This window comes from Legionella oakridgensis ATCC 33761 = DSM 21215, from assembly GCF_000512355.1.
Lineage (GTDB): Bacteria > Pseudomonadota > Gammaproteobacteria > Legionellales > Legionellaceae > Legionella_A > Legionella_A oakridgensis.
The window spans coordinates 2,646,605-2,667,451 of record NZ_CP004006.1; the positions used below are offsets into that span (position 1 = coordinate 2,646,605).

Genomic DNA, 20,847 nt, shown 5'->3' on the forward strand with positions numbered 1-20,847 from the left:
ATCCATTTTGCCTATTGACGTTCCATTCAGAACCGTCTATTTTACACACCCAACAGGTGCTTTTTTTCATTATTTTCGCTGGATTTTCCTAGCTAATATAAGGAGTTTTTTCTTATGTGGTCGAAACTTTTTTCCGCCTCGATTTTGGGGTGTGGTTTTGCGTTGAGTGGTTTTTTATTGCAAAAGGTTTAACTGATTCCAGAGAATACAGTCGCTTTGTGGAAGTGAAAGGATTAGCTGAACGCATTGTAAAATCCGATGAAGCCATATGGACATTAAACATTAAATTGGTGAGTAACGAACTCCCAGCTCTCTATCAAGCCATTGATGAAGCACAAGGCAAAACTCATCAATTTTTAAGTAAGCAAGGCTTTAAAGACAGTGAAATCAGTACCAATCCCGTCGCTGTAACTGATAATCAAAGCGTTTCATACAATCAAAATCAAGACATGCCGCGCTACAGTGCTGATACAGGATTAACCGTCACCACCGCCAATGTGGACCAGGTAGCGGCTGCAATACAAAAAACAGGCGATCTTGTCCAGCAAGGAATCGTCGTTACCACATCCAACGCCATATATCGGTTCAACGACTTAAATGCGATTAAACCAGACATGCTGAATGACGCCACGCAAAGTGCCTATGAAGCGGCAAAAAGCTTTGCCGATAATGCAAAAGCAGCCTTAGGTTATATTCGCTTGGCAAAGCAAGGATTATTCACCATTGCAGATGCCAACTCCAACTATGACAGCGGCAATGCCATTATGAAAAAGGTACGTGTCGTAACGACGGTTGAATATCAATTGAAATAAAAAATTCAGGCCTGTTGTCATTTACGCTCAAAAAATTAACAACAGGCCCCAAGCGTTTAAATTATAACGTTGGCATGAGTTTTTTTGTAATATCTCCTTCCAAGGCAATATTGGTTGGATCAATGGATAAAAGAGGTGCTCCTTCAGCAAAATTAATTTTATTTAAATCGATCCAAATGATATTCGGCGCTGAAGTCGAATTGAAGTAATACACCTTATTAGTAGCGTCTGCAACGCTTACCCAACGAGTCGCCCAGGCATCTTCTGTTTTATTGCCAGACGTATCTACCGCACCAAACGGAACCATTGCCGTACGCATGACGGCTAAAACACCGGCAATGGATTCCAGCTGAGAGTTTGGTTTAGGCAATGTTTTTAAAAAGGTCGCAACACGAACAAAACGGCTTAGAGGATCGGGGTCGCCTGGCAGAGGTAACTTCCCACCAAATCCTTGATAGCGTTTAAGATTGGCAAGTTGAATATTATAAGCCGGCTCATTAGTCATCACTTGATATTGTCGACCATGATAAACATGCATTTTTCCTTGAATGAATTCAATGATGGCGGAATCGCCAGTTGCATCTTCCATGGCCAAATGCAATGGCCAAATCTTATCATATACTTTTGTTGCAACAATCTGCAAATCTTTTGTACCCTGCAACGCTTCATCGACGGTTGCAAAATTATCAAGCACATATTGCGCCCATAAAACGTTGGATATCTTTTGAGCATCACTGTTACTTTGCGGATATTGCGTTTCCGCTAAATAAAGCAAATGCACCACCAGCCCTTTTTCATTCATTCCATCGGACACAGCATTGGAATGAAAAGCTGTTACAGCCAGCGTGCCATACTTAGAGCTCCAGGTTAATGAATTCTCTCCAGCCTCGCCTGAATGTTTTGTTCCTCGAGGCATGGCTTTAATTAAGGGCAAATCAGAAGTATAAAGATCAACCGAGCGAGCAACGACCCGAGAAATACCATTGTCATTCCAAAATACGGTCGTACAGGCGTGAGAGGTAAACGAAATAACGTTTAGAATAAATGCAATAACAATAGTAAAATTTCTAGCTTTTCTCCATTTCATGATCATGATGCAATCCTTTTGCCCAAAAATAAATTAATATAATAAAACGCCTGAAGGGTTATCAAACCCTGTCCCCTTAGAATCTCTACATTCGCTTAATGAGCCATCCGCTATATCAACTGAACAAACAAATACTTTATTCAGCAAAGAATTGGGAACATAGGCGCGTGTTCCTATATCATTAAATCCAATGTTTCCAAATCCATCAAAACGCCCATCTGTCGTCGCACAACTGCTTAACGTTCCCACATTGGCATCTACTCGACAACGGATAATCCTGTTATTGTTATTATTAGCAATATAAGCAAACTGTCCTGAGGGATTTAAGGTAATTCCTTCCGGTCCGTCAAATAAATTATTACCGTTGGTGGTGACACACACATCACTCAGTGTCGTGCCAACGGTATTGCAAATAGAAACAGAGCTGCCAGTAAAATTTGATATATAAGCTATTGTTCCTGCAGCATTGAGCGTCATATCCGAGGGGGTAGCAAAATCTGGGCGAATAACGGTATTACAAGGTGTTTGCAACGCCCCCGTTGTGCCATCAACTTGACAAATAGACACGCTACCAGCAGCATTTGAAATATATGCCAACGTTCCGGCAGAATTAAGAACAACCCCATCTGGTCTATTGAAAGGACCATTGTTTATAGTCCTGCAATTACTTAATGCTGCCGTTGAAGTATTAATACGGCAATAAGAAACGCTGTTATTGCCAATATTTGCCACATATAAGATCGTTCCAGCAGGATTGGTCGCAATCGCCTCCGGATTACCAAATCCATTAAATCCAGCAGCAGTAATAGCGCAATCTTCTAAAGCGCCATCCGCCGGATTCACTTGACAAAGAGAAATACTATTACCTTGCCAATTGGTTATATAAGCGTGCTGCCCTGCAGGGACTGAAGAAATCGCTAAACCATCGGCCTGACCTGGCTGAGAGCAAAGAAATGGATCCGGGCTCGAATTACCTGACCCTTGAGTTTTACAGACTTCAGGACCACCATCAATGCGCGATGGAATCTGATTACCATTGACTTGCAACGTCAACAAACAATGTTGCCCGGGAGCCAGCGTAAACGGATTTGAGCAATACCCTGTTCCATTCGTTCTCTGATTTACACCGGTGATGGCTTTTATGGTTAACATTCGGGTGATTTTTGTCTTATTGGTAACCACATATTGCACCGTCTTGACAAAGTTCGTTGGCAATAAAAAAGCCGTTGGCGTCGTTGGAATGATGCTAAATTTAGGCTGTGTTTCTGCATGCACTCCATTTCCCAAGCAGAGTATGCACAGTACTAGTAATACATTCCTAACGTATCTTCCATTCATTTTCTAACCTTAGGTAACATACATTATGGTAAATTGCAGTTGCTGAACGTAGAGATGACTGAGCTGCAATCCTTCATTGAGTGACTGGCACGGTGCACGAGCCAAATTATTGCGACCCCAATCAGCAAACTCATAACCAATCCCCGCTTGCCAATGAGGCGACAATGATTTTTGGATGCCGGCTCCAAGGGTATAACTAAATGTTGTCTTGGTATTAGCTCTAAAATTTGGTGCAGGAACTTCTTCGAAAATTTTAGGGGTAATAAAAAATCATGGGCACGATTAAAACCAACACCAAGACTGCCACTGACATAGGGTTGAAGAAAACGTTCTGCAAACCCAATAATCCGACCTTTAAGTGCAACCCCAACATGATTGATTTTGTAGTTATACGTAAAGTTATTAAAATCCGGATCGGCATCCTCCCAAATATCCCCGGATAAGCCAGCATTTCCTGTGGCATTAATGGCCAGCCCAAATTGTCCAATAAAATTAGTGCTTAGATTTTTCTGCAGCCCTAAAAACAATTCCCCCGTAGCAAACGAACTGGTCTCTTTATTGGCTGTATAAGTTTTTTCAATGTCAGGCTGCAGGAAAAACGTTTGGGTTTCACCGCCACTTGCCCAAGAAGGGGAAACACTGACGCCAATGACTGGTTTCCAATGATATTGAACCTCTTCGGCGCCCATTGTACCTGCAGTACCATTCATAGAGGGCAAGACACAGCACAAAGCCACTATTTTACTGATGTTCTTCATGGTGCGTTAACCCATCATTTTTAATTTAAAATCAAGATAAGGCCCATTTAAATTTAAGGTGCTTTGTCTCGTATCCGTCGATTGAATGGCCATTGTTCCCGTTGCAAATTCAGGCGTTGCAGCGCTATCTCCTGCTTGTACTAATGTTGCAGGAATAACATTAGATATGGCATTAATGTAACTGGCCACACGATAACCAAACTCAATGGTTAAATTAGATAACGTTTTGGAAGACCATTGATAAGCCAACCCTAATTTTGCATCAAAAGCAGGAACAACCTGAGTCATCGTAGGAGCATCCACCCATTGTTTACTGACCGGAATCCCAACCTCCGACAAAGGTTGTGAAGTTGAGGTAAACTGATCACTGGCACGGATAGTCCCAACGGTTAACATACCCTGAGCTTGAGTAACTACGCTAAAACCATGTTTCATATGATAACGAGCCTGCAGGCCAAGATCAGGCCCGGCACCAAGATATTTTGAAGTATTTTTTGTTTGAAATGAATACGTAGGATCCGGTGCTAAACCGTAAGTGAGCGTCGTTGGCAATGCGCCAGGAAAATCACTGAATGTCGTTGTAACGGTTTGATTAAGATTAAGAATATTAATTCCACTAAACAGTCTGGCTTGCAAGGCCCCCTCATCAAAGGTAAATAATCGCCCTATCTGCAACGCAATATTGTCAAAATCAATCTTCACCGTACTGCTCGCATGTTTAATGCCGAAAACAGCAGGCCCTACGTCATAAGGAGGTGCAACGAATTCAACATTTACAAGACTGACAGCTGGATCGGCTTGCTTGGACGCTGAAGCAGAGGTATTTAAATGCAACCAATCAATGGAGACATTATAATAAGGAGAGTCATAAAAAGAATAATCAGCACCAAGCTCAAATGCAGGCGCATAAGGAGGGTTAAGAACCTGATAAGCCCAATCCTGGCTATAAGGTTGAGTATTGAAAACAAACACCGAGTATTTTAAATCGTTGTTAGTCGGTTGTAGATATAGCAGAGAAGCATGTATATTTAATTTTCCTTTTTCAGGAAGAGAAACGTCTTTTTCACTGACTTTTGCGAAAGAACTTGAACTATAGAAACCCAAAAAAAGATTGGCTAAAAAGAAAGGTAACGCTCGATACTTCATAACTCTTGATCTCCTATCAAAGCAGGAACATTCCACTGCGGTGCTCATTGATAACGGTTAACGACAAACAATTTAATCGTAAATGGCATCATTAGGATAAGAAGTTACTATCCATGGCAGGATAATAATTCATTTAATATCCAGCTAGCAAAATTTTTTTAACGTCGGTCTATAGCCTACTCTTTGAATTTAATATTTCGCTTCAGCACCTGCAGAAATCATAAGCTTGGAGCATCCTTGCCCACCGAAAGCAGTGCTTCTTCTTTGCCGGCAGCAACAATTTCGCTGATTTCACAAGCCTTTGGAAATATCTTATTGAACCAGCGCATCGTAGCAAACCATGCCGACTCAATATTAGTAGTAACACTAGGATCTTCTGAAAATAAAGAAAAAAAGCTGGCATAGTTCCCTATTTTGGCACCTGATACTTGATACTCCGGCAATAATCCTAACCGAATTTTAGGAATGGATAACACTTCATGAATGCTATGCAAGCCTCCACTTACCATATAGACCAAGACCGCTAATAAATAATAATTTTTATCTTGCTCTGTTGTAAAATTTCCCAAAAGCGCTAATGCTCCTAAAAATACCGACGTCATTCCGGATGGCCCTGCTACATAGGGAATATCATGACACGTTAAGGAAACTACATAAGGAGATTCAAGTCTCGCTTTCTGGCACATGCAATCAGGATACCAGTAAGAACTCCTGGTCGGCATTAAACGTCTGTCTTCGACATGGGTGACCAAACCTAAATGATTATCTAAATTAGAATCAAATTCAGCACGGCCTCTATCAGAATAAAGCCCAGGTGAAAAAGCTATGTATTGTAAAAAAAAATGTGCAAGACATTTATAATCACCTGGGGAATAAACCTCATTTAAGTACTCCTTAAAATCTCCGCCATGCTCCGCCATAAGCAACGCATCATAATAACAAGCTGGGATATCAAGATTTAAAAAAGCATCTCGCATAAACATAAACTGAATCAACATCACCGCCGCCAAGTCATTAGCGTCTGCCAACAAAGTAATCACATCATCGAGATTTTTAGGGCTGGGAAAATGGGCAAACGCGAAAGGTAAGGTGGGTTCCAATTCATGGTCTGCTTTACCATGGATATGTTGCAAGAACTTAGAAAACAATTCAGGTCGATCGCGATGTTTATCAATCAAGGCTATGATAACCGCACTCACCCTGTTTACGCTTTCCCACATGCGAGGGCTTGGGGAATGAAGCAAATGGATTGCCAATTGCGATTCAAGCTGTCTTGGAATTCGTGCTTCCAATTTATCCTCAGTAACTTCAGCAATATTAAATGACTGGCCTAATTGCTCATTGGAAAAAGCGACTATGACATCTTCCAGGAATCCCTTTAACGGCGAAGATATGCCCCTTGTGCTTATGGTTTGTTTAAGATGAAAATTTAACACAAGCAAACTTTGTTCATGATTCAACATTAATTCTTTAAGAACAGTAACCAATGATCTTATTTGTTGATAATCAACCATCGTTTTAGCCTGAAACTTGCCTAGCTTAGCAATTAATAAAGAATAAATAGAGGCTTTATTGTGAGGGGGAAGAAGTAACAAATCCGATGCAAAGTGCGACGTTAAGGAAGAATTCCCCATAGTAATCTCGGGTTAAAACATTGGAAAAAAATTTTACAATAAATTTCATATACTATTAATAGTAGCAAATTAAAATGACGCTTAAAATTCAATATGGGAGTACATGGTGATAAAAAGATGGAAACAGTTACTTGAACACTTAGCTATTGATGAGCATGCAATTTCTGATGAACAAGTTCTTGCGCTGGAATCCTGGTGTACAAAACACGTCAGTGAAGACATTAAATTCACTGGCTCCCAAGAAGACAAGTATCTTGCACTACAAGAATATCTTTCTCACTATTTTACCACTATTTGTGCTTGCCAATCGGATAACTTAACGGACAAACCCACCCTATTAGGGGGAATGAACTGCATTCAATACGCCGCCTCCAAAGGATATGATCGATATCTCACACAAGTATTGGAAGGAACCAGCGACAAAAAACGACTCGTCAATGATGCAACAGCCGTTGGAATCACTGCCTTGCACTTATCTGCGCTGAAAGGGCATCTTAAATCCACAGAAGTATTATTGAGTCATGGCGCAGATACAGCAAAAAAAAGCCGATTAAAGCAAACGCCTTTGCATTTTTCCCTGACGGTTCCCTCAGGGGCTTCTGAAGAAGTAAAAGCGAGAAAATTAGCTATATACAATCAATTACAAACTGTAGCGCCCAGTCTCATACAGGAAGAAGACATCAGCGGCACCACCGTAGCCCATCTTGCCGCACAAAATGGCTTCACCGATACCCTCACCTCGCTAATGAGAGATTATCCAGCATTAGTACTAAAGAAAAACAGTTCGCAACAATCTTGCCTACATATTGCCATTCTTAATAGACGCTTTTCCACCGCCAATCTGCTAACAGCGATTCCCCATTTATTAAGTCTAGCCGACGGAGATGGGAAAAAACCGGTGCATTATGCTGCACGCTATGCCGATACGGCACTCCTAAATGCCTGCCTGGGACCAGAAATCGGCGTGAATGAAGAAGATCATTACAAAAGAACGCCACTGCATTTTGCCGCCAGCGCTGGAAATTTAGACGCAGTCATTTTTTTAGTGGAACGTGGGGCCAATGCTTCCAAACAAGATGTCCGTGGATTCACAGCTTTTCACTACGCCGTAGAATCAAGAAACAAGGCATTAGTCCGCTGGTTAAAGGAAAACACATCCGTAGACATCAATCAACCCGATGCACGCGGCAGATCAGCATTCATGAACTTGCTTGCAGACAGTACGGCAATGGATACAAAAACTGAAGAATTGATTGAATATTTAATGGATGAAGGAGCCGATTTATCCATGAGAGATATAAGTGGCAATTCAGCACAAGATTACTTAGACCAATTAAGTGCACGTGGGATAAACATTAATACAGATATTACCCGTAAAATGGCAGGAACATCTCATGCCTCCCCATGAGCTAATCCTGCCTAAGAGATGGATAATCCGATCCTATAGGCAGGTATTGTCATGTTAAATAAACTCGATACATTATCCAACCCACAACATTCTCAAGACATTGAAGATATTAATCTAAAAATTGCCCAAATTAATGCATTGATTGATAACTACAACCGTGCCGATATTCACAAAAAACCCGAATTATTAATAGAAATACAGCAAGCTCATCGCTTATTGGATGTCTCCATACGCATCATGACATTTATCGAAGCAGGCGATGATAGTGAAGTAGAATACATTAATAAATTGCATCAAACATTTATTGATGCCATGAAAAATGAATTTCGCGCGCTGGGTGCGCCCTCTTTCCAGGATGCGGCCATTAATGCCTGGGAAATCGAGCATATTAAGTCCGATGCCCCTATTCCCAGTCCAACCCATTTTGCTAAAATGACCCGTCCTGGTTTTTGGGCAAGGCTGTCTGGGGCATCTACCTCCACCGCCGCCACGACCGTCATACGCTTATTAGGGGACATCAACCAATCTTCCATTAAAGAAAACACCAAAGAAAATTATCAAAAATTAACAGAAATAAAACGCTCCATTCGCGACCTCCTTGCGAATGAACAAATATCGGCCAGTGATGAAGAACATTTAAGACAGATTATTACCACCATCAATGGACGTATTTTTGATATTTTAGAAAATAATCCCGTCCTTAAGCGGGAAATTATCCCTCCACACCCACTCATCGCCAATCAATTGGCCGCAGCAGGCCATGATATTCTTCTTGAGTTAACCGAATATTTAGCTAAAACGGGTGAATTTGATGCTGAAGAATTTCATCGGAAATTTGATGACAAGTTTCCAGGCCTAGAGGCCTATACCATCCGATATTTGGGAGGAGGGAACTCGCAAAATTACTTATTAGAAGATCCTATCAGTCAAGAAACCTATGTCTTAAAAATAACCCCAACTCTCGGCAATAATCGCCAAACGTCCGAACGCTTACGGCATACGGAAGTTGGCCATAATATGGCTCGAGTCTATGCTTCCAGAGAACAACTTAGATCGGACGATATGTATAGAGTTTTCAGTCTGGAACTTACGGAATTTTGTGCGCAAGGCGATGTGCTTGCTTATGGAATAAAAATGGACACGCCAGAGAAAAAAATAGCAAGCGCTTGGAGTATTTATGATCAAATGGCGGATATTTTACTGCATTTTGGGGCGAATAACGCCTTATTCCCCGACATGAAACCCACTAATTTTTTGATAACAGAAGACGGCAAGTTAATGATTGCCGATACAAAATCCTTTATTGACACCACCGCTGGAGTATTTGATAGAGATGGAGAACAATTTAATAGAGAGCGAATGCAGTCTCAATATTATATGTATACGCCTGGTTTCACTCCCCCTGAATTAGAGGAAGGGGAAAGCATATCCAAGGTCGACAAACATCATGCTTATCTTTTGGGTTTTAGCTTGTATTTGTATCTGACTGATCAGGATATAAGTGCTATCCCGAACCCTCCTAACCCTGATTTTTTCAGCTTTAATCATCCGATTTTCCAAACGCCAAAAGGGCAACAATATCAGCAGTTGCTTACAGGGTTGCTAAACCAAGATCCAGAAGAACGATTCAGTCTTCGAGAAGCAAAACAACGATTGGATGTAATCCAGCATGGCATAAAAGTTGAACAATCACCTTTTAAATCCAAAACAGAAGCTTATTTTTATGCCATTCATCATCTCATGGGACTGCAACAAAAATACTCGTCTCCTTTGCTGGCTAAAGCAATCGATGACCTTAAAATACTGCTTGAGAATCACGAGCAAAACCCGAAGATTGCCGCTAAACTCTTAACCTTTGTTGCCGAATCGCTCTCTGAGAGACTAGAACCTCAAGAAATGGAAGATTTGCAAAATATCGCTCATGCCATCAGCAGCAGCGCTTATCACCAAACACTGCAAGAAAAACATGAAAACCCATTGGCACGTCGTTTTGAATCGCAAATGCAAATTGAATTGCTCCAGCACCCCACCACGGCCATGATGACGTCCGTAGGAAAAGTATCACAGGGCTTATTAAATGTATTTGCACAAATGGAAGAGCAAGGCATGCAAGAAGAATTAGACGCTTTTGCAGCCTCCCTAACCAGCGGTAAAAATCAAACCGGTTTTGGTTCCCAGCCAGAAGAAATCGATTATCGCAGAGTCAAGGAAATCCTAACGGCAAACGACCCTAAAGATTTAAATCAGATATTATTCATTCAATTTCTTTTCGCACAAAAATATATGCGCACTTTGCCAGAATCTATTCAGGCACCCAATAAAGGCATGCCAACCGGAACATTGCGGCAAATCATCGTGGAATATAATGATGGCGAATTTAAAGATAACCCGGCGGCATTTTTTGATGAAATGGATGTCGATAAACTCAGACTCATTTCCGATGTCAAAATATATGGCTCAGCGTTATATACTGCAGAATCCGGACGCGGGCGTAAAGGCAGCCTGCCGGAGGTGCAAAGCAGTCAGATGGGCGTCATGCTGGCTGGACAATCTGAAGAGGGTCTTCCAGTCGACCCTTCCAGTTGGACACCAGATGCAAAATACCAGGAAGCCAATTTAGATTCCATTTATGTTCGTGACCTAATTGAAAATGATGCAGTATACGCCGCGGGCCCTTCTGGGATGACCAGCCTTTTTTTAAACATGATGGAAATGTATGGCAATTTACCTGATGTTCATGAAAAGCAACACTACTTTGCGGCCGTTTCTGCCTACATGGTGAGCGGAGGTTTACATAGCCTGCACGAAGTCTTGGGGCCGGCACAGTACGCGCTTGATTTGATTCCCGGCTATGCAGTAACTCCACCTCAAAAAGAAGCGATAGCCCCGCCCCCCAATTTTCATCAATTTTACCAACAGCAAATGGATATAGACCCTGAATTTAGAGAGCGTTATCAGCAAGGATGGGATAAATTAATGGCTGCTTACGCCAGAGAACAGCCCTTGCACGTTCACAGGCCCATTGCAGCCATTGATCCTACATCCGTTGTACAACAAGTTGCAGCCAAAGAAGCAATGGCCATAAGAGACACTAAATTAACTTCGGCAAAAGCAGCAGATCGCTTGGTGGATATATTAAATAAAGCTGCCACGGAATACAGTGAACACATTACCCAAACCTCTCCAATAAGAAATAGGATTGGTATCATTCATACTCATGGCGAAGCTGGCATTGAACGTGCCATCAATTTAGTTGAACAAGCACGCACTGAATCGACGTTAGGTGGGGTCATGCAACAAATTCACCTGAATTTTAGTGAATCCAAAGCCAAGAGCTATTCTTTTATTAGCTTTCTTTTTAACGAATTAAAAAAGACCCAGAACTCATCGCATTTATTAATCAAAATAATGCGTCAGACAACCAGTTGCATTTAAACCCGGATCAAGATTATCGAGGAGATGATTCTACCGCTGACCGACTTGAGGCATTTACTGCACTGAAAACCATGGATATTAGAGAAGCATTTTCTGAAGAAGCGGATAGATATGCAACATTTAGACAACACATGGAAGCATTAAGACACGATTCTGACTGGCACGAAGATGATTTGCATCATTCTCCCAAAGTGTAACATCCAAAAGCAGCGATTTTTTTAATTGATGCATGATTTTTTGGGAATTCATTACACTTGCAGGCAGCAAAAAATGAACATAGAGGAAATTCTTGCTGCAGTTCTTTGGTTTAAGTGGATGTCTCTCGTAGTATTTTAGGCTTCTTAATTTAAATTAAGCTTGCACACCATACTCACAATCTGACTTCCTACATCAGGCTTGTTAGCTGAGCAAGAATTTCACTCTATGTTTATTATATTACGCTAAAGATTGCTGAAGAACAAGCCGCTCATGGGGGTTAAAATGTTAAATTTTCGAAAATTAAAACATCCAGAATAGCCCGCTCTACTTCAAAGCTAATCATTGACAGCCCAGCTATAGTTATGACACCATAAAAAAAATAAAAAAGTTTCCTATGTATTCTTTAAAATAGGTAATTTAATGTCCTTAAATGACGTGGTTTTTTTTCGTACTTTCCTTCTAAGCGTCCTCCTCCGCTGACGGCGGAGTATACTTGCACATTCACATCATTCTCCATCATCCCAATCGAATTCAATGATTGAGATGCGTCTTAATGATTTTTTTCCGGGAAATAAGATGTTTATTTCACAAAGTCTTGTGTGGTTTGTATGGTTGATTGCGTCTATTTTCTACGCCTATCAATACCTATTAAGAGTAATGCCTAACATTATGCTGGTTGATCTTATGCAACAGTTCAACATAGACACAACCATTTTCGGACAATTTTCTGGCATTTATTATATCGGTTATTCCCTAATGCATTTGCCTATCGGCATCATGCTTGACCGCTATGGTCCCAGAAAAGTTATGACTGGCTGTATTTTGCTGACCGTCATTGGTCTATTGCCCATTATCTTTGCAAAACAATGGATGTATCCAATCCTGGGTCGTGCATTAATTGGCATAGGCTCTTCAGCTGCAATCCTTGGTGTATTCAAGATCATACGGATGACATTCACTGAACAACGTTTCACAAGAATGTTAAGTTTTTCAGTCACCATTGGTCTTGCCGGTGCTATTTATGGTGGTGGTCCTGTAAGCTATATGTGCGCTCTTTGGGGCTACAAGGCCGTGGTACAACTGTTCGCCGCCATAGGCTTAGTGCTTGCCTGCATCACTTATTTTATTGTCCCTGATATTAAATCAAATCACAAAGCAACGATTCTTGCTGACATAAAAGCTGTGTTTACTAACCGCAAGGTATTATTGGTTTGTTTCTCAGCCGGGATGATGGTGGGGCCTCTTGAGGGTTTCGCAGATGTATGGGGCTCGCAATTTTTAAAGCACATATATGGCTTTGAAACGACAACTGCAAACTATCTTCCCTCCATTATTTTCGTTGGTATGTGCTTTGGTGCACCTGTTTTAAGCCTAATTGCTGAAAAAACAGGTTATTACTTAGGAACCATTATTGGGGCAGCCTGTGCCATGTTCATCATTTTCACGCTGCTAGTCACAGGAGGACTGACCATAGAAAGCATCACCATCGATTTTATTCTCGTTGGCATAGGCTGTTCCTATCAAATTTTAGCCATTTATAAAGCATCGACCTATGTATCAGAAAACATTGCCGGACTCACTACAGCAGTTGCCAATATGATCATCATGAGCTTTGGCTATGCGTTCCACAGCATCATTGGGTTTATTATTCATGCTTATGGTGGCCCCGAAGTGCACCAGTCTTTTGCCTATGGAATAAGCGTTATCCCTATCACTTTATTCTTAGGCATGATGGGTTTTCTCGCTTTGGGCTTTTTAGATAGAATAACATTTAGAAAACTATCGGTTAATGCGAATAAATCCATTATATAGATGATGCGCCACTAGTATGGCTTTGCAAATGCAAAGCCGTATTATCTCGCTTCAGGCAGAGCAGCACCATTTGGTAATAGAATCGCATAAGCCAACTCACCAGAAACTTGTGCTGTATAAATCATTCAGGAACCCTCAGCACTTTGAGCAATAGAGTGAGAAGAATTAGCGATGTTTGGTGAATCTGAGTGTTTGCAAACGGTCGCATGGTTCACGTTTCTGCTGACTTTGATTTTTGTTTTAATAATGAGATAAACCCCTGGTAATATAAATAAGGTAAATAATGTTCCCACGCATAAACCACTAATTAAGATCATTCCGATTGCATGGCGCGATTCCGCGCCTGCGTCATGAGATAGAACAAGAGGTATGGCTCCAAACACCATAGCCCCGGTTGTCATCAGCACTGGCCTTAACCGCAAAACCGCTGCTTTCTCGATTGCCTCGGCGAAGGGGGCGCCCTTCTGATGAAGCTGATTTGCAAATTCAACAATCAAAATACCATGTTTACTGATGAGGCCAATTAAGGTAATAAGTCCCACTTGCGTATAGATATTTAATGATTGGCCAAATAAATAAGTAAACAATAAAGCCCCAGAACAAGCCAGTGGTACAGTAAATAGAATGATAAAAGGGTCAATAAAATTTTCAAATTGAGCTGATAAAACCGCATAAATAAATACTAATGATAAAAAGAATAAAAATGCCATAAGATAGGAAGACTCTTTTAATGCTTTTGCTGCCCCAGTCCAGGTCAGTGTGTAATGATGAGGCAATTCCTGCTTTGCCATAGTCCATACTTTTTCACTGGCTTGCGCCATAGAATCGTCTTTATGTAACTGAACATGCAATGTTGTTGAGCGCATTTGTTGAAAATGATCAAGAGAAACAGGCTGTGCTTTAGGAGTCATCTTTGTAATCGCACCGAGTGAAATTCGTTTCCCATTGGTTGTTGTCAGATACAGTTCGTCCAATGTCCACGGTGAAGCACTGCCCTTGACCGTTAAATTGTAAACAACTCCATCTTTTTCAAAATTCTGTGTCTTATCCCCACTAAAAAACACTTCAATGGTTTTAGCAACCTGACTGGCAGTAAGTCCTAATTTTGCTATCTGATTATGATTTAGTTCGATGTTATATCCCATGGCATCAAGGCGCAAATCATAATTTACCGATTCAAACTCCTTGCTATTATCCAATACTTGTTTAAGTTTTTCAGTTTCATTAAATAATTCTCTAAAACTGGCAGGACTGGAAATAACCAGTGTAAGCTCCGAACCAGTGCCCACATTGTCAATTCCCGGCAACCCCATATCCCAACTCCACACATGAGGGTCAATGGACGGATAGTGATTAAAAGAAGGCCGTAACTCATCAACAATCTGACTGGCAGAGCGTTTTCTTTGAGCATGTGACTTAAGAGGAAGAATAATGCTTGCCCCCCAATCCCCGATAAAAGTCAAGCGGTTATCTGTTTCGGGAAGAGCATGAATCGCTGTTTCAAGAGTTTTCACTTTATGATCAAGTGTATTAATATCCTCACCTGCAACCGCCGGTACATACACTCCAATTAAGCCGCGATCTTCTTTAGGCGCTGTCTCATGCCCTATATGATGATATAGAATGGCACTAGCAGCGATAGAAATTAAAGCCACCAGGAACGTTATTTTTTGTCGTTGTAATATCCACTGCAGGGAGGCGGCATAAGCTTGAGCAAGCTTATTGAATCTCTTATCAAACTGAGGCCACAAATTTTTATCATCTCTTTTTAAGAAATAGACACACATTAATGGAGAAAGCGTAAGTGCCACCAGCCCAGAAATAAACACACTTCCCGCCAAAGCAACCGCAAATTCAATAAAAAGCTGACCCAACAGACCATCAAGAAAAGCAATAGGAAAATAAACACTGGCTAAAGTCAGCGTCATCGCCACAATGGCAAAACCAATTTCTTGCGCTCCGCTCATGGCTGCTTGATAAGGTGACTGCCCTTTTTCTATATGTCGCCAGATATTTTCCAAAACAATAATGGCATCATCAACGACAAGACCAATGGCCAACACCATGGCCAGTAATGTCATTAAATTAATGGAAAAACCAAAAATTTTAAGAAAAAGCAATGATCCCAACAATGAAATAGGAACTGTAATCAATGGAATGATGGTTGCACGAACATTTCGTAGAAAAAGAAAGACGATGATAAGAACCAACAAAACCGCCTCACCAATTGCTGAGCGAATGTTCTTCAGCGAGGCATTGATGAAGTCGGATTGGTCAATGATAATCTTAACATGAAGATCAGCAGGAAGGGTTTGCCGTAAATGATTAACGACCCGCCGAACCTCCCTAGATACATCAATTGGATTAGCATCATTAGCGCGATTAATGGAAAGAACCAATCCCGCATGGCCATTGACCCGCACACGCATCTGACTATCATCGGTTTCCATAGCGACTTTTGCGACTGATTTCAAAAAAACCGGATGACTAGGGCTTGATTTGATTAAAATATCTTCATAATCCGTTGGGCTTTTAAGCTCAGAAATTAAGGTACTGGGAATTTTATTTTGATAATTTCCACTAGGCAAAGAAATACGGCTCTTGGCAAGAGCCGTGATCACTTCATCGACGTTGATACCAAAAGAATATAATTTCTCAGGTTCCAGCAAAATAGTATAAGTGAATGGCTGTCCCCATACCTCGACAGAAGCAACGCCTTGCACACTACGAAACAAATTCTTTAAATTAAGATTTGCATAATGAGTTAACTCACCAAACCCTTTAGAGGAAGATTCCAACGCAATACCAATAAAGGGCAACCCGGATGATTTACGCTGACGCTCTACTATAGGTGGTTTTACTTCTGACGGTAATAAAGCACCCGTCCTTGCGACAGCATCCTGCGTTGCATTCAACGCCCTATCCATTGAAGTTCCCGCGCGAAACACCAAAGTAATTTGTGAGTTTGCTGCATTGGATTGAGACGTGATGGTTTCCAACCCTTCTATACCAGCCAGACGCTCTTCCAATACATTGGTTACCGCAGATTCAACAAGCTCCGGGCTTGCATTAGGATAGTACGCCGAAACGGTTATTGTAGGAAAACTAATGTCAGGATATTCTCGAACAGATAAATGATGTAAACAAAGCAACCCCACGACAACAAGCATGCCGTTTAGCAAGACAGCAATAACAGGATGGTTAATAAAATAACGAGTTAATTTCATGAGAATTAACTGACCATCTTATTCGTATTAGGTTGATAAAGATCAACCATCATGCCAGGATATAGTCGCTCTTGGCCTTTAATGATCACCTGTTGCCCTGATTTTAATCCTTCCACAACTTCAATTTTATCTTGTTGTTTCAATCCTGTTTTCACTGCAATCAATACCACTTTTCCTTCATGTGCAATATACACATGCGGCTCACCATTACGAAGAAACATCGCTTGCCAGGGAATGACAATGACGCCTCGCCTCTCAGCAACCACCAAATTTACATCCACCGTAGAGCCAACAAGACAATTCTCACAATCAATATCAATATCTGCCGGACACATGTGTGTCTCTTCATCTAACATTTTTTGGAAATGACTTAGAGAGTAGGGTTTACCTAAAACATTTACGGATTGTCCCTGTTGAATCAAGCTCAAATTACCGCATGGAATATCCACATCAACAACAAGCGAAGATGGGTCATAAACGGTAACAACGGCATCGCCAAGATTCACTTGCACACCTTCTCGTCGTTTATAAGCCCCAATCAATCCATCAAACGGAGCATAAAAACGCAGATTCTCCAATTCCATTCTAGCTTTGGATGATTCTTTTTGCGCCTCAATCCAGGCTTGCTTTTTTTCTTCAATTTCTTTGGCGCTGACAAAGCCTTGCTTAAGAAGTGGGCTCATCCGTTCATACTGAGTTTTGGCAAGGATTTCCTTATGTATAGAAAGCATTAAATTATGTTCAAGATCAGGATTATCAATCTTAGCAATGAGAGTTCCTTTACTAACCCTTTGTCCACTGGGGATCAACGTATCCAGCATACCAGTTCCTTTAGCAATCAAAACCGTTGCATGTTTCGGGTGTATTGTCCCCAAAAGACGAATCGTTTGCTGAAATTTTTGTTTTTTAACCGTCTCAACTTCTACTAATTTATTGGGCATGGACTCCATTTGATCCTGAGTTGACGAACGAAGCAATGATTTACCAAGAAAAAAAGAAAGCGTCAGGCAAATAAGGAAAAAACATGATTTTTTCCACCAGGAATTGAGGTATTGTTTACGTAAGTTACGCAGAAGGTTCACCGTTTTTGCAACAGAAAAGTATTGCCAATATCACGAACTTTATCATATTAATGATCGGATATTAACCATTTTTATCTGCATGGCTACAAATACCTATATACTGAAGTAAACGGCAAAAAAACTCATTTTTAGAACTTAAATCCTGATTATAAAAAGGACTGATTCGAACCGACTTTTTATCCTTCTAACTACCTAAGCTGCATGATATCTTCCGATCGCGACTCATCATCAAGTGCAATGTCTGCAAATGGATCTGGAGCGTTTATTAAATTATATGCCCGTAATCCAGGTACTTCATCTTCGTGTTCAGCGGCATAACATTCTGCTGCTTTATCCGATAAGTATTTCTGGGAAACAGGGTGCGTGTCATTTCGATAAGAAAAATATTGGCTGCCTGCAATGGCATTATTTGCCATTGGTTTTGGTCCCTGACTTATATCATGAGCCCGTAAAGCGTGTTCAATTTCCTGAATAATATTTAGCCAATCAACCGGTCCAATAGTCTTATTTTGAAACTGATAAATGGTAAATTGTTTACAGGAAACCTCTGCCCTCGCTTCCTCACCTTCTTCCAGTTTTCTTGCCAACACTGAGGGGCTTAACAGTTTAATTCCCGTCACCTTGTGCGCCATCAAAATTGGATAAATAAGAGACCAGGCCACAGCAACCTGCTCAGGATCCACAGATAGGTGTAATTTCCACCCCGTTGGTTCAGTATGCATGGCGAAGAGCATCGCTCGGCGGTCAAGTGGCACTGCGAAATTACGCGGCTCTCTTTTTTTAAAAACATTAATATAAATGTATGAGCCCAGAGCATACGCTTTATAACATCCGACTTCTTGACCAAGAATATGGATTAAATTACCGTATTCATACGGATCGTTGCCGGTCTCTTTTTCTTTTGGTAAATCATCCGTAAGATGTGCAACAGGGTTACGTTTACTTGGGAAACGATGAGTCAAATTCACGATTTTGAACACTTGCAAATCCTTCTTCGGCTTTGTTTTTGATTTCTTAAATTAATGTTGTACTACCCCAATTTAGGCTTTTTATTTTTTTGGAATTCTTCAGAATCTTCGTTATTTTCATCATATTGCATTAAATCGCTACTAGCATCTGGCTGGTAAAAGGAAAAACGATTTTTAAGTTTTTTCTTCCAATGCCATTTATTTGCCTCTATAGGCGCACTGTGAGTGACTGGCAATAAAGATTGAACAGTTAAAGTCTCTCTTCTAAAAAACATATTACTATGGCTGCCAGGATTCTGATATAACCCCGCGCCTTTTTTATACACATGCACATAAGATGGCGCTTGGCCAGTGTCACTATAAGGATAAGTTCCAAAATCAACAGCACCCGAACAATGACCGTTGATATAGTCCATCGCGTACGTTGGTAAATCAAGATCTATCCCACCCTGTTTTTTAACTACAGCAACATGGATTGCAAAAATTCCACCTTCTCTTAAAACGTTATATCCCCTCGTTATAGAAGAATATAAAAAACGACCCCGCCATTCCTCAAATTTAGCATAGCGAGCATGCGATTGCAGGCAGTAATCATCATCATCTTGATACCGCTCTTGGTTATAATAGGGCGGCGAATAAAAAACCAAGTCATATCGTGTATTACGCTGACAAATATATGATTCACTTAAGTCTTCAACTGGTAATTTAAACAAATTAAAAGTTTTCCCATCCGCTTCAATTTGCGAACCAATTTCCCAAATGAGATTTTCTTCTTGTTGTTCCGGCTTTTTTCTGTATCTTGATAATCCTAACCCATCTACAGGACATTTTATTCTTTGAACTTCTCTAAACCTTAATGAATACGCCTGCAGCATTTCAATCTTTTTTTCATAGAGAATAGGGTTTGGGTCAGTCTCCGTATAAACTCTCAATGAGTCAGTACTTTTGGCTCCAAGTAGACGTTCTCCCCATCCTCCAGTTGGATTAAAATAATACTCTATTCTAATTCCATTGCTTTCCAGAAAAGCAATGAGGTCTTTAACATAGGCGGGGCGATATGCATTTGGGATAGAGCGCCTTAAGTCATCAAAGAATGATTGATGAGAATTATTGTTATTTAAACGAGTTAATATTTTGCCAATAAGAAGTGGGGTTGCAGTGTAAGCTTGGAATGAATATTGAACAGAATTATATGGGCAAGCTACGCGAACGTCCATCATAAAAAAATCGCACGCCATTCTTCCAACGGTATCTTTATTTCCTAAAAGTGCCGTGTTTTTGCGTTTAAGCAAATCGTCATAATCTTGCAGTGCTTTATCCCATGAGGGAAATAACATTTGTGGTAATGGATGATTTCGTTTAGCGCGCTCTATGTAAAAATTAAATGCAAAAGCAGCTTTTACCAAGAGAATATAACACTCCTTGTGTTCGTGTATGCTCTTTTCACGCCCGGCGAGTTGGTCAAGTTCAGCAAGTTTGCTGTCGACTGCTCTAGCAAAAACAGCTGAATCTACATCCGTAAGCTCATAATAAATGCCTTCAATGGGAGTAGTTAAAATAGTTCTAAGTAATTTTAAAATTTCAGGATAGTTAGGCAGGGAATCTATGCATTGTTTTAATGCTGCATAAATTTCTTTGCTGTCTTTCTTTCTAGGTATAAATTTATAATCGAAAAGATTTCCAGTTTTTGCATAACGTCTCGTCGTTAATTCCCTTAGAACGGTAGAGTAGATTTCATTCTGTTCGGGACTTATTTCTTCATCTTTAAACGCTATGAGAATTTTATAAAACTCATCATACTTAATTTGAGATTCTGTGCGGTATTCTACGTTTTTCTTTTTATGGACTAATTTATCGGTGACTTTAGGTGCTTCTTTTTCCATCTGATTACTCAGCTGCTCAATTTTTATCTGACTGGGAATTTTGTTCACGCAAAGTTTAA

The 20,847-nt window shown here is 40.6% G+C and carries 14 protein-coding genes; 5 read left to right on the forward strand and 9 right to left on the reverse strand.

Going from position 1 to position 20,847, the window contains the following annotated elements; genetic code table 11:
- Positions 1–116: 116 nt before the first annotated feature.
- Positions 117–812 carry an SIMPL domain-containing protein gene (locus tag LOA_RS12860; RefSeq protein WP_025386689.1) on the forward strand — a complete coding sequence of 232 codons (696 nt, stop codon included), beginning with the start codon at positions 117–119 and terminating at the stop codon, positions 810–812.
- A 61-nt stretch (positions 813–873) separates the two neighbouring features.
- On the opposite strand, the gene LOA_RS12865 is transcribed toward LOA_RS12860, so the two are convergent.
- From LOA_RS12865 to LOA_RS12885, 5 genes are all read right to left on the reverse strand, one after another.
- Positions 874–1,899, reverse strand: a complete 1,026-nt coding sequence (locus LOA_RS12865; protein WP_158423061.1) for a linear amide C-N hydrolase — start codon at positions 1,897–1,899, stop codon at positions 874–876.
- A gap of 33 nt (positions 1,900–1,932) precedes the next feature.
- Entirely contained in the window at positions 1,933–3,174 is a 1,242-nt protein-coding gene (locus LOA_RS12870) for a beta-propeller fold lactonase family protein (protein ID WP_158423062.1), read from the reverse strand.
- Between the two features lie 86 nt (positions 3,175–3,260).
- Positions 3,261–3,995 carry a hypothetical protein gene (locus LOA_RS12875; RefSeq protein ID WP_238551269.1) on the reverse strand — a complete coding sequence of 245 codons (735 nt, stop codon included), beginning with the start codon at positions 3,993–3,995 and terminating at the stop codon, positions 3,261–3,263.
- A 6-nt stretch (positions 3,996–4,001) separates the two neighbouring features.
- Positions 4,002–5,141: an Lpg1974 family pore-forming outer membrane protein gene (locus tag LOA_RS12880; RefSeq protein WP_025386692.1), complete on the reverse strand. Its 1,140-nt coding sequence runs from the start codon at positions 5,139–5,141 to the stop codon at positions 4,002–4,004.
- A 218-nt stretch (positions 5,142–5,359) separates the two neighbouring features.
- A complete protein-coding gene (locus LOA_RS12885; RefSeq protein WP_064101351.1) occupies positions 5,360–6,775 on the reverse strand; it encodes a hypothetical protein in 1,416 nt (471 codons plus the stop codon).
- Positions 6,776–6,878: 103 nt separating this feature from the next.
- On the opposite strand from LOA_RS12885, the gene LOA_RS12890 reads away from it, so the two are divergent.
- From LOA_RS12890 to LOA_RS12905, 4 genes are all read left to right on the forward strand, one after another.
- Positions 6,879–8,183, forward strand: a complete 1,305-nt coding sequence (locus LOA_RS12890) for an ankyrin repeat domain-containing protein (protein WP_025386694.1) — start codon at positions 6,879–6,881, stop codon at positions 8,181–8,183.
- 51 nt (positions 8,184–8,234) lie between these two features.
- Entirely contained in the window at positions 8,235–11,618 is a 3,384-nt protein-coding gene (locus tag LOA_RS12895; protein WP_025386695.1) for a protein kinase family protein, read from the forward strand.
- Positions 11,609–11,815 carry a hypothetical protein gene (locus LOA_RS12900; RefSeq protein WP_025386696.1) on the forward strand — a complete coding sequence of 69 codons (207 nt, stop codon included), beginning with the start codon at positions 11,609–11,611 and terminating at the stop codon, positions 11,813–11,815. The genes LOA_RS12895 and LOA_RS12900 overlap by 10 nt, the downstream gene beginning before the upstream one ends.
- A gap of 577 nt (positions 11,816–12,392) precedes the next feature.
- The gene (locus LOA_RS12905) at positions 12,393–13,628 is read left to right on the forward strand and encodes an MFS transporter (protein WP_025386697.1); all 1,236 of its coding nucleotides are present in this window, start codon (positions 12,393–12,395) and stop codon (positions 13,626–13,628) included.
- Between the two features lie 125 nt (positions 13,629–13,753).
- Here LOA_RS12905 and lpeB read toward each other — a convergent pair whose 3' ends face one another.
- The 4 genes from lpeB to LOA_RS12925 form a co-directional block, all read right to left on the reverse strand.
- Complete coding sequence (lpeB, locus tag LOA_RS12910; protein WP_025386698.1) at positions 13,754–16,855, reverse strand: multidrug efflux RND transporter permease subunit LpeB; 3,102 nt, start codon at positions 16,853–16,855, stop codon at positions 13,754–13,756.
- A 5-nt stretch (positions 16,856–16,860) separates the two neighbouring features.
- On the reverse strand, positions 16,861–17,796 hold the full coding sequence (locus LOA_RS12915) for an efflux RND transporter periplasmic adaptor subunit (protein WP_025386699.1): 936 nt from the start codon (positions 17,794–17,796) through the stop codon (positions 16,861–16,863).
- A 329-nt stretch (positions 17,797–18,125) separates the two neighbouring features.
- Positions 18,126–18,917 carry a hypothetical protein gene (locus LOA_RS12920; protein WP_025386700.1) on the reverse strand — a complete coding sequence of 264 codons (792 nt, stop codon included), beginning with the start codon at positions 18,915–18,917 and terminating at the stop codon, positions 18,126–18,128.
- Between the two features lie 50 nt (positions 18,918–18,967).
- On the reverse strand, positions 18,968–20,788 hold the full coding sequence (locus tag LOA_RS12925; protein ID WP_064101350.1) for a hypothetical protein: 1,821 nt from the start codon (positions 20,786–20,788) through the stop codon (positions 18,968–18,970).
- Positions 20,789–20,847 lie beyond the last annotated feature (59 nt).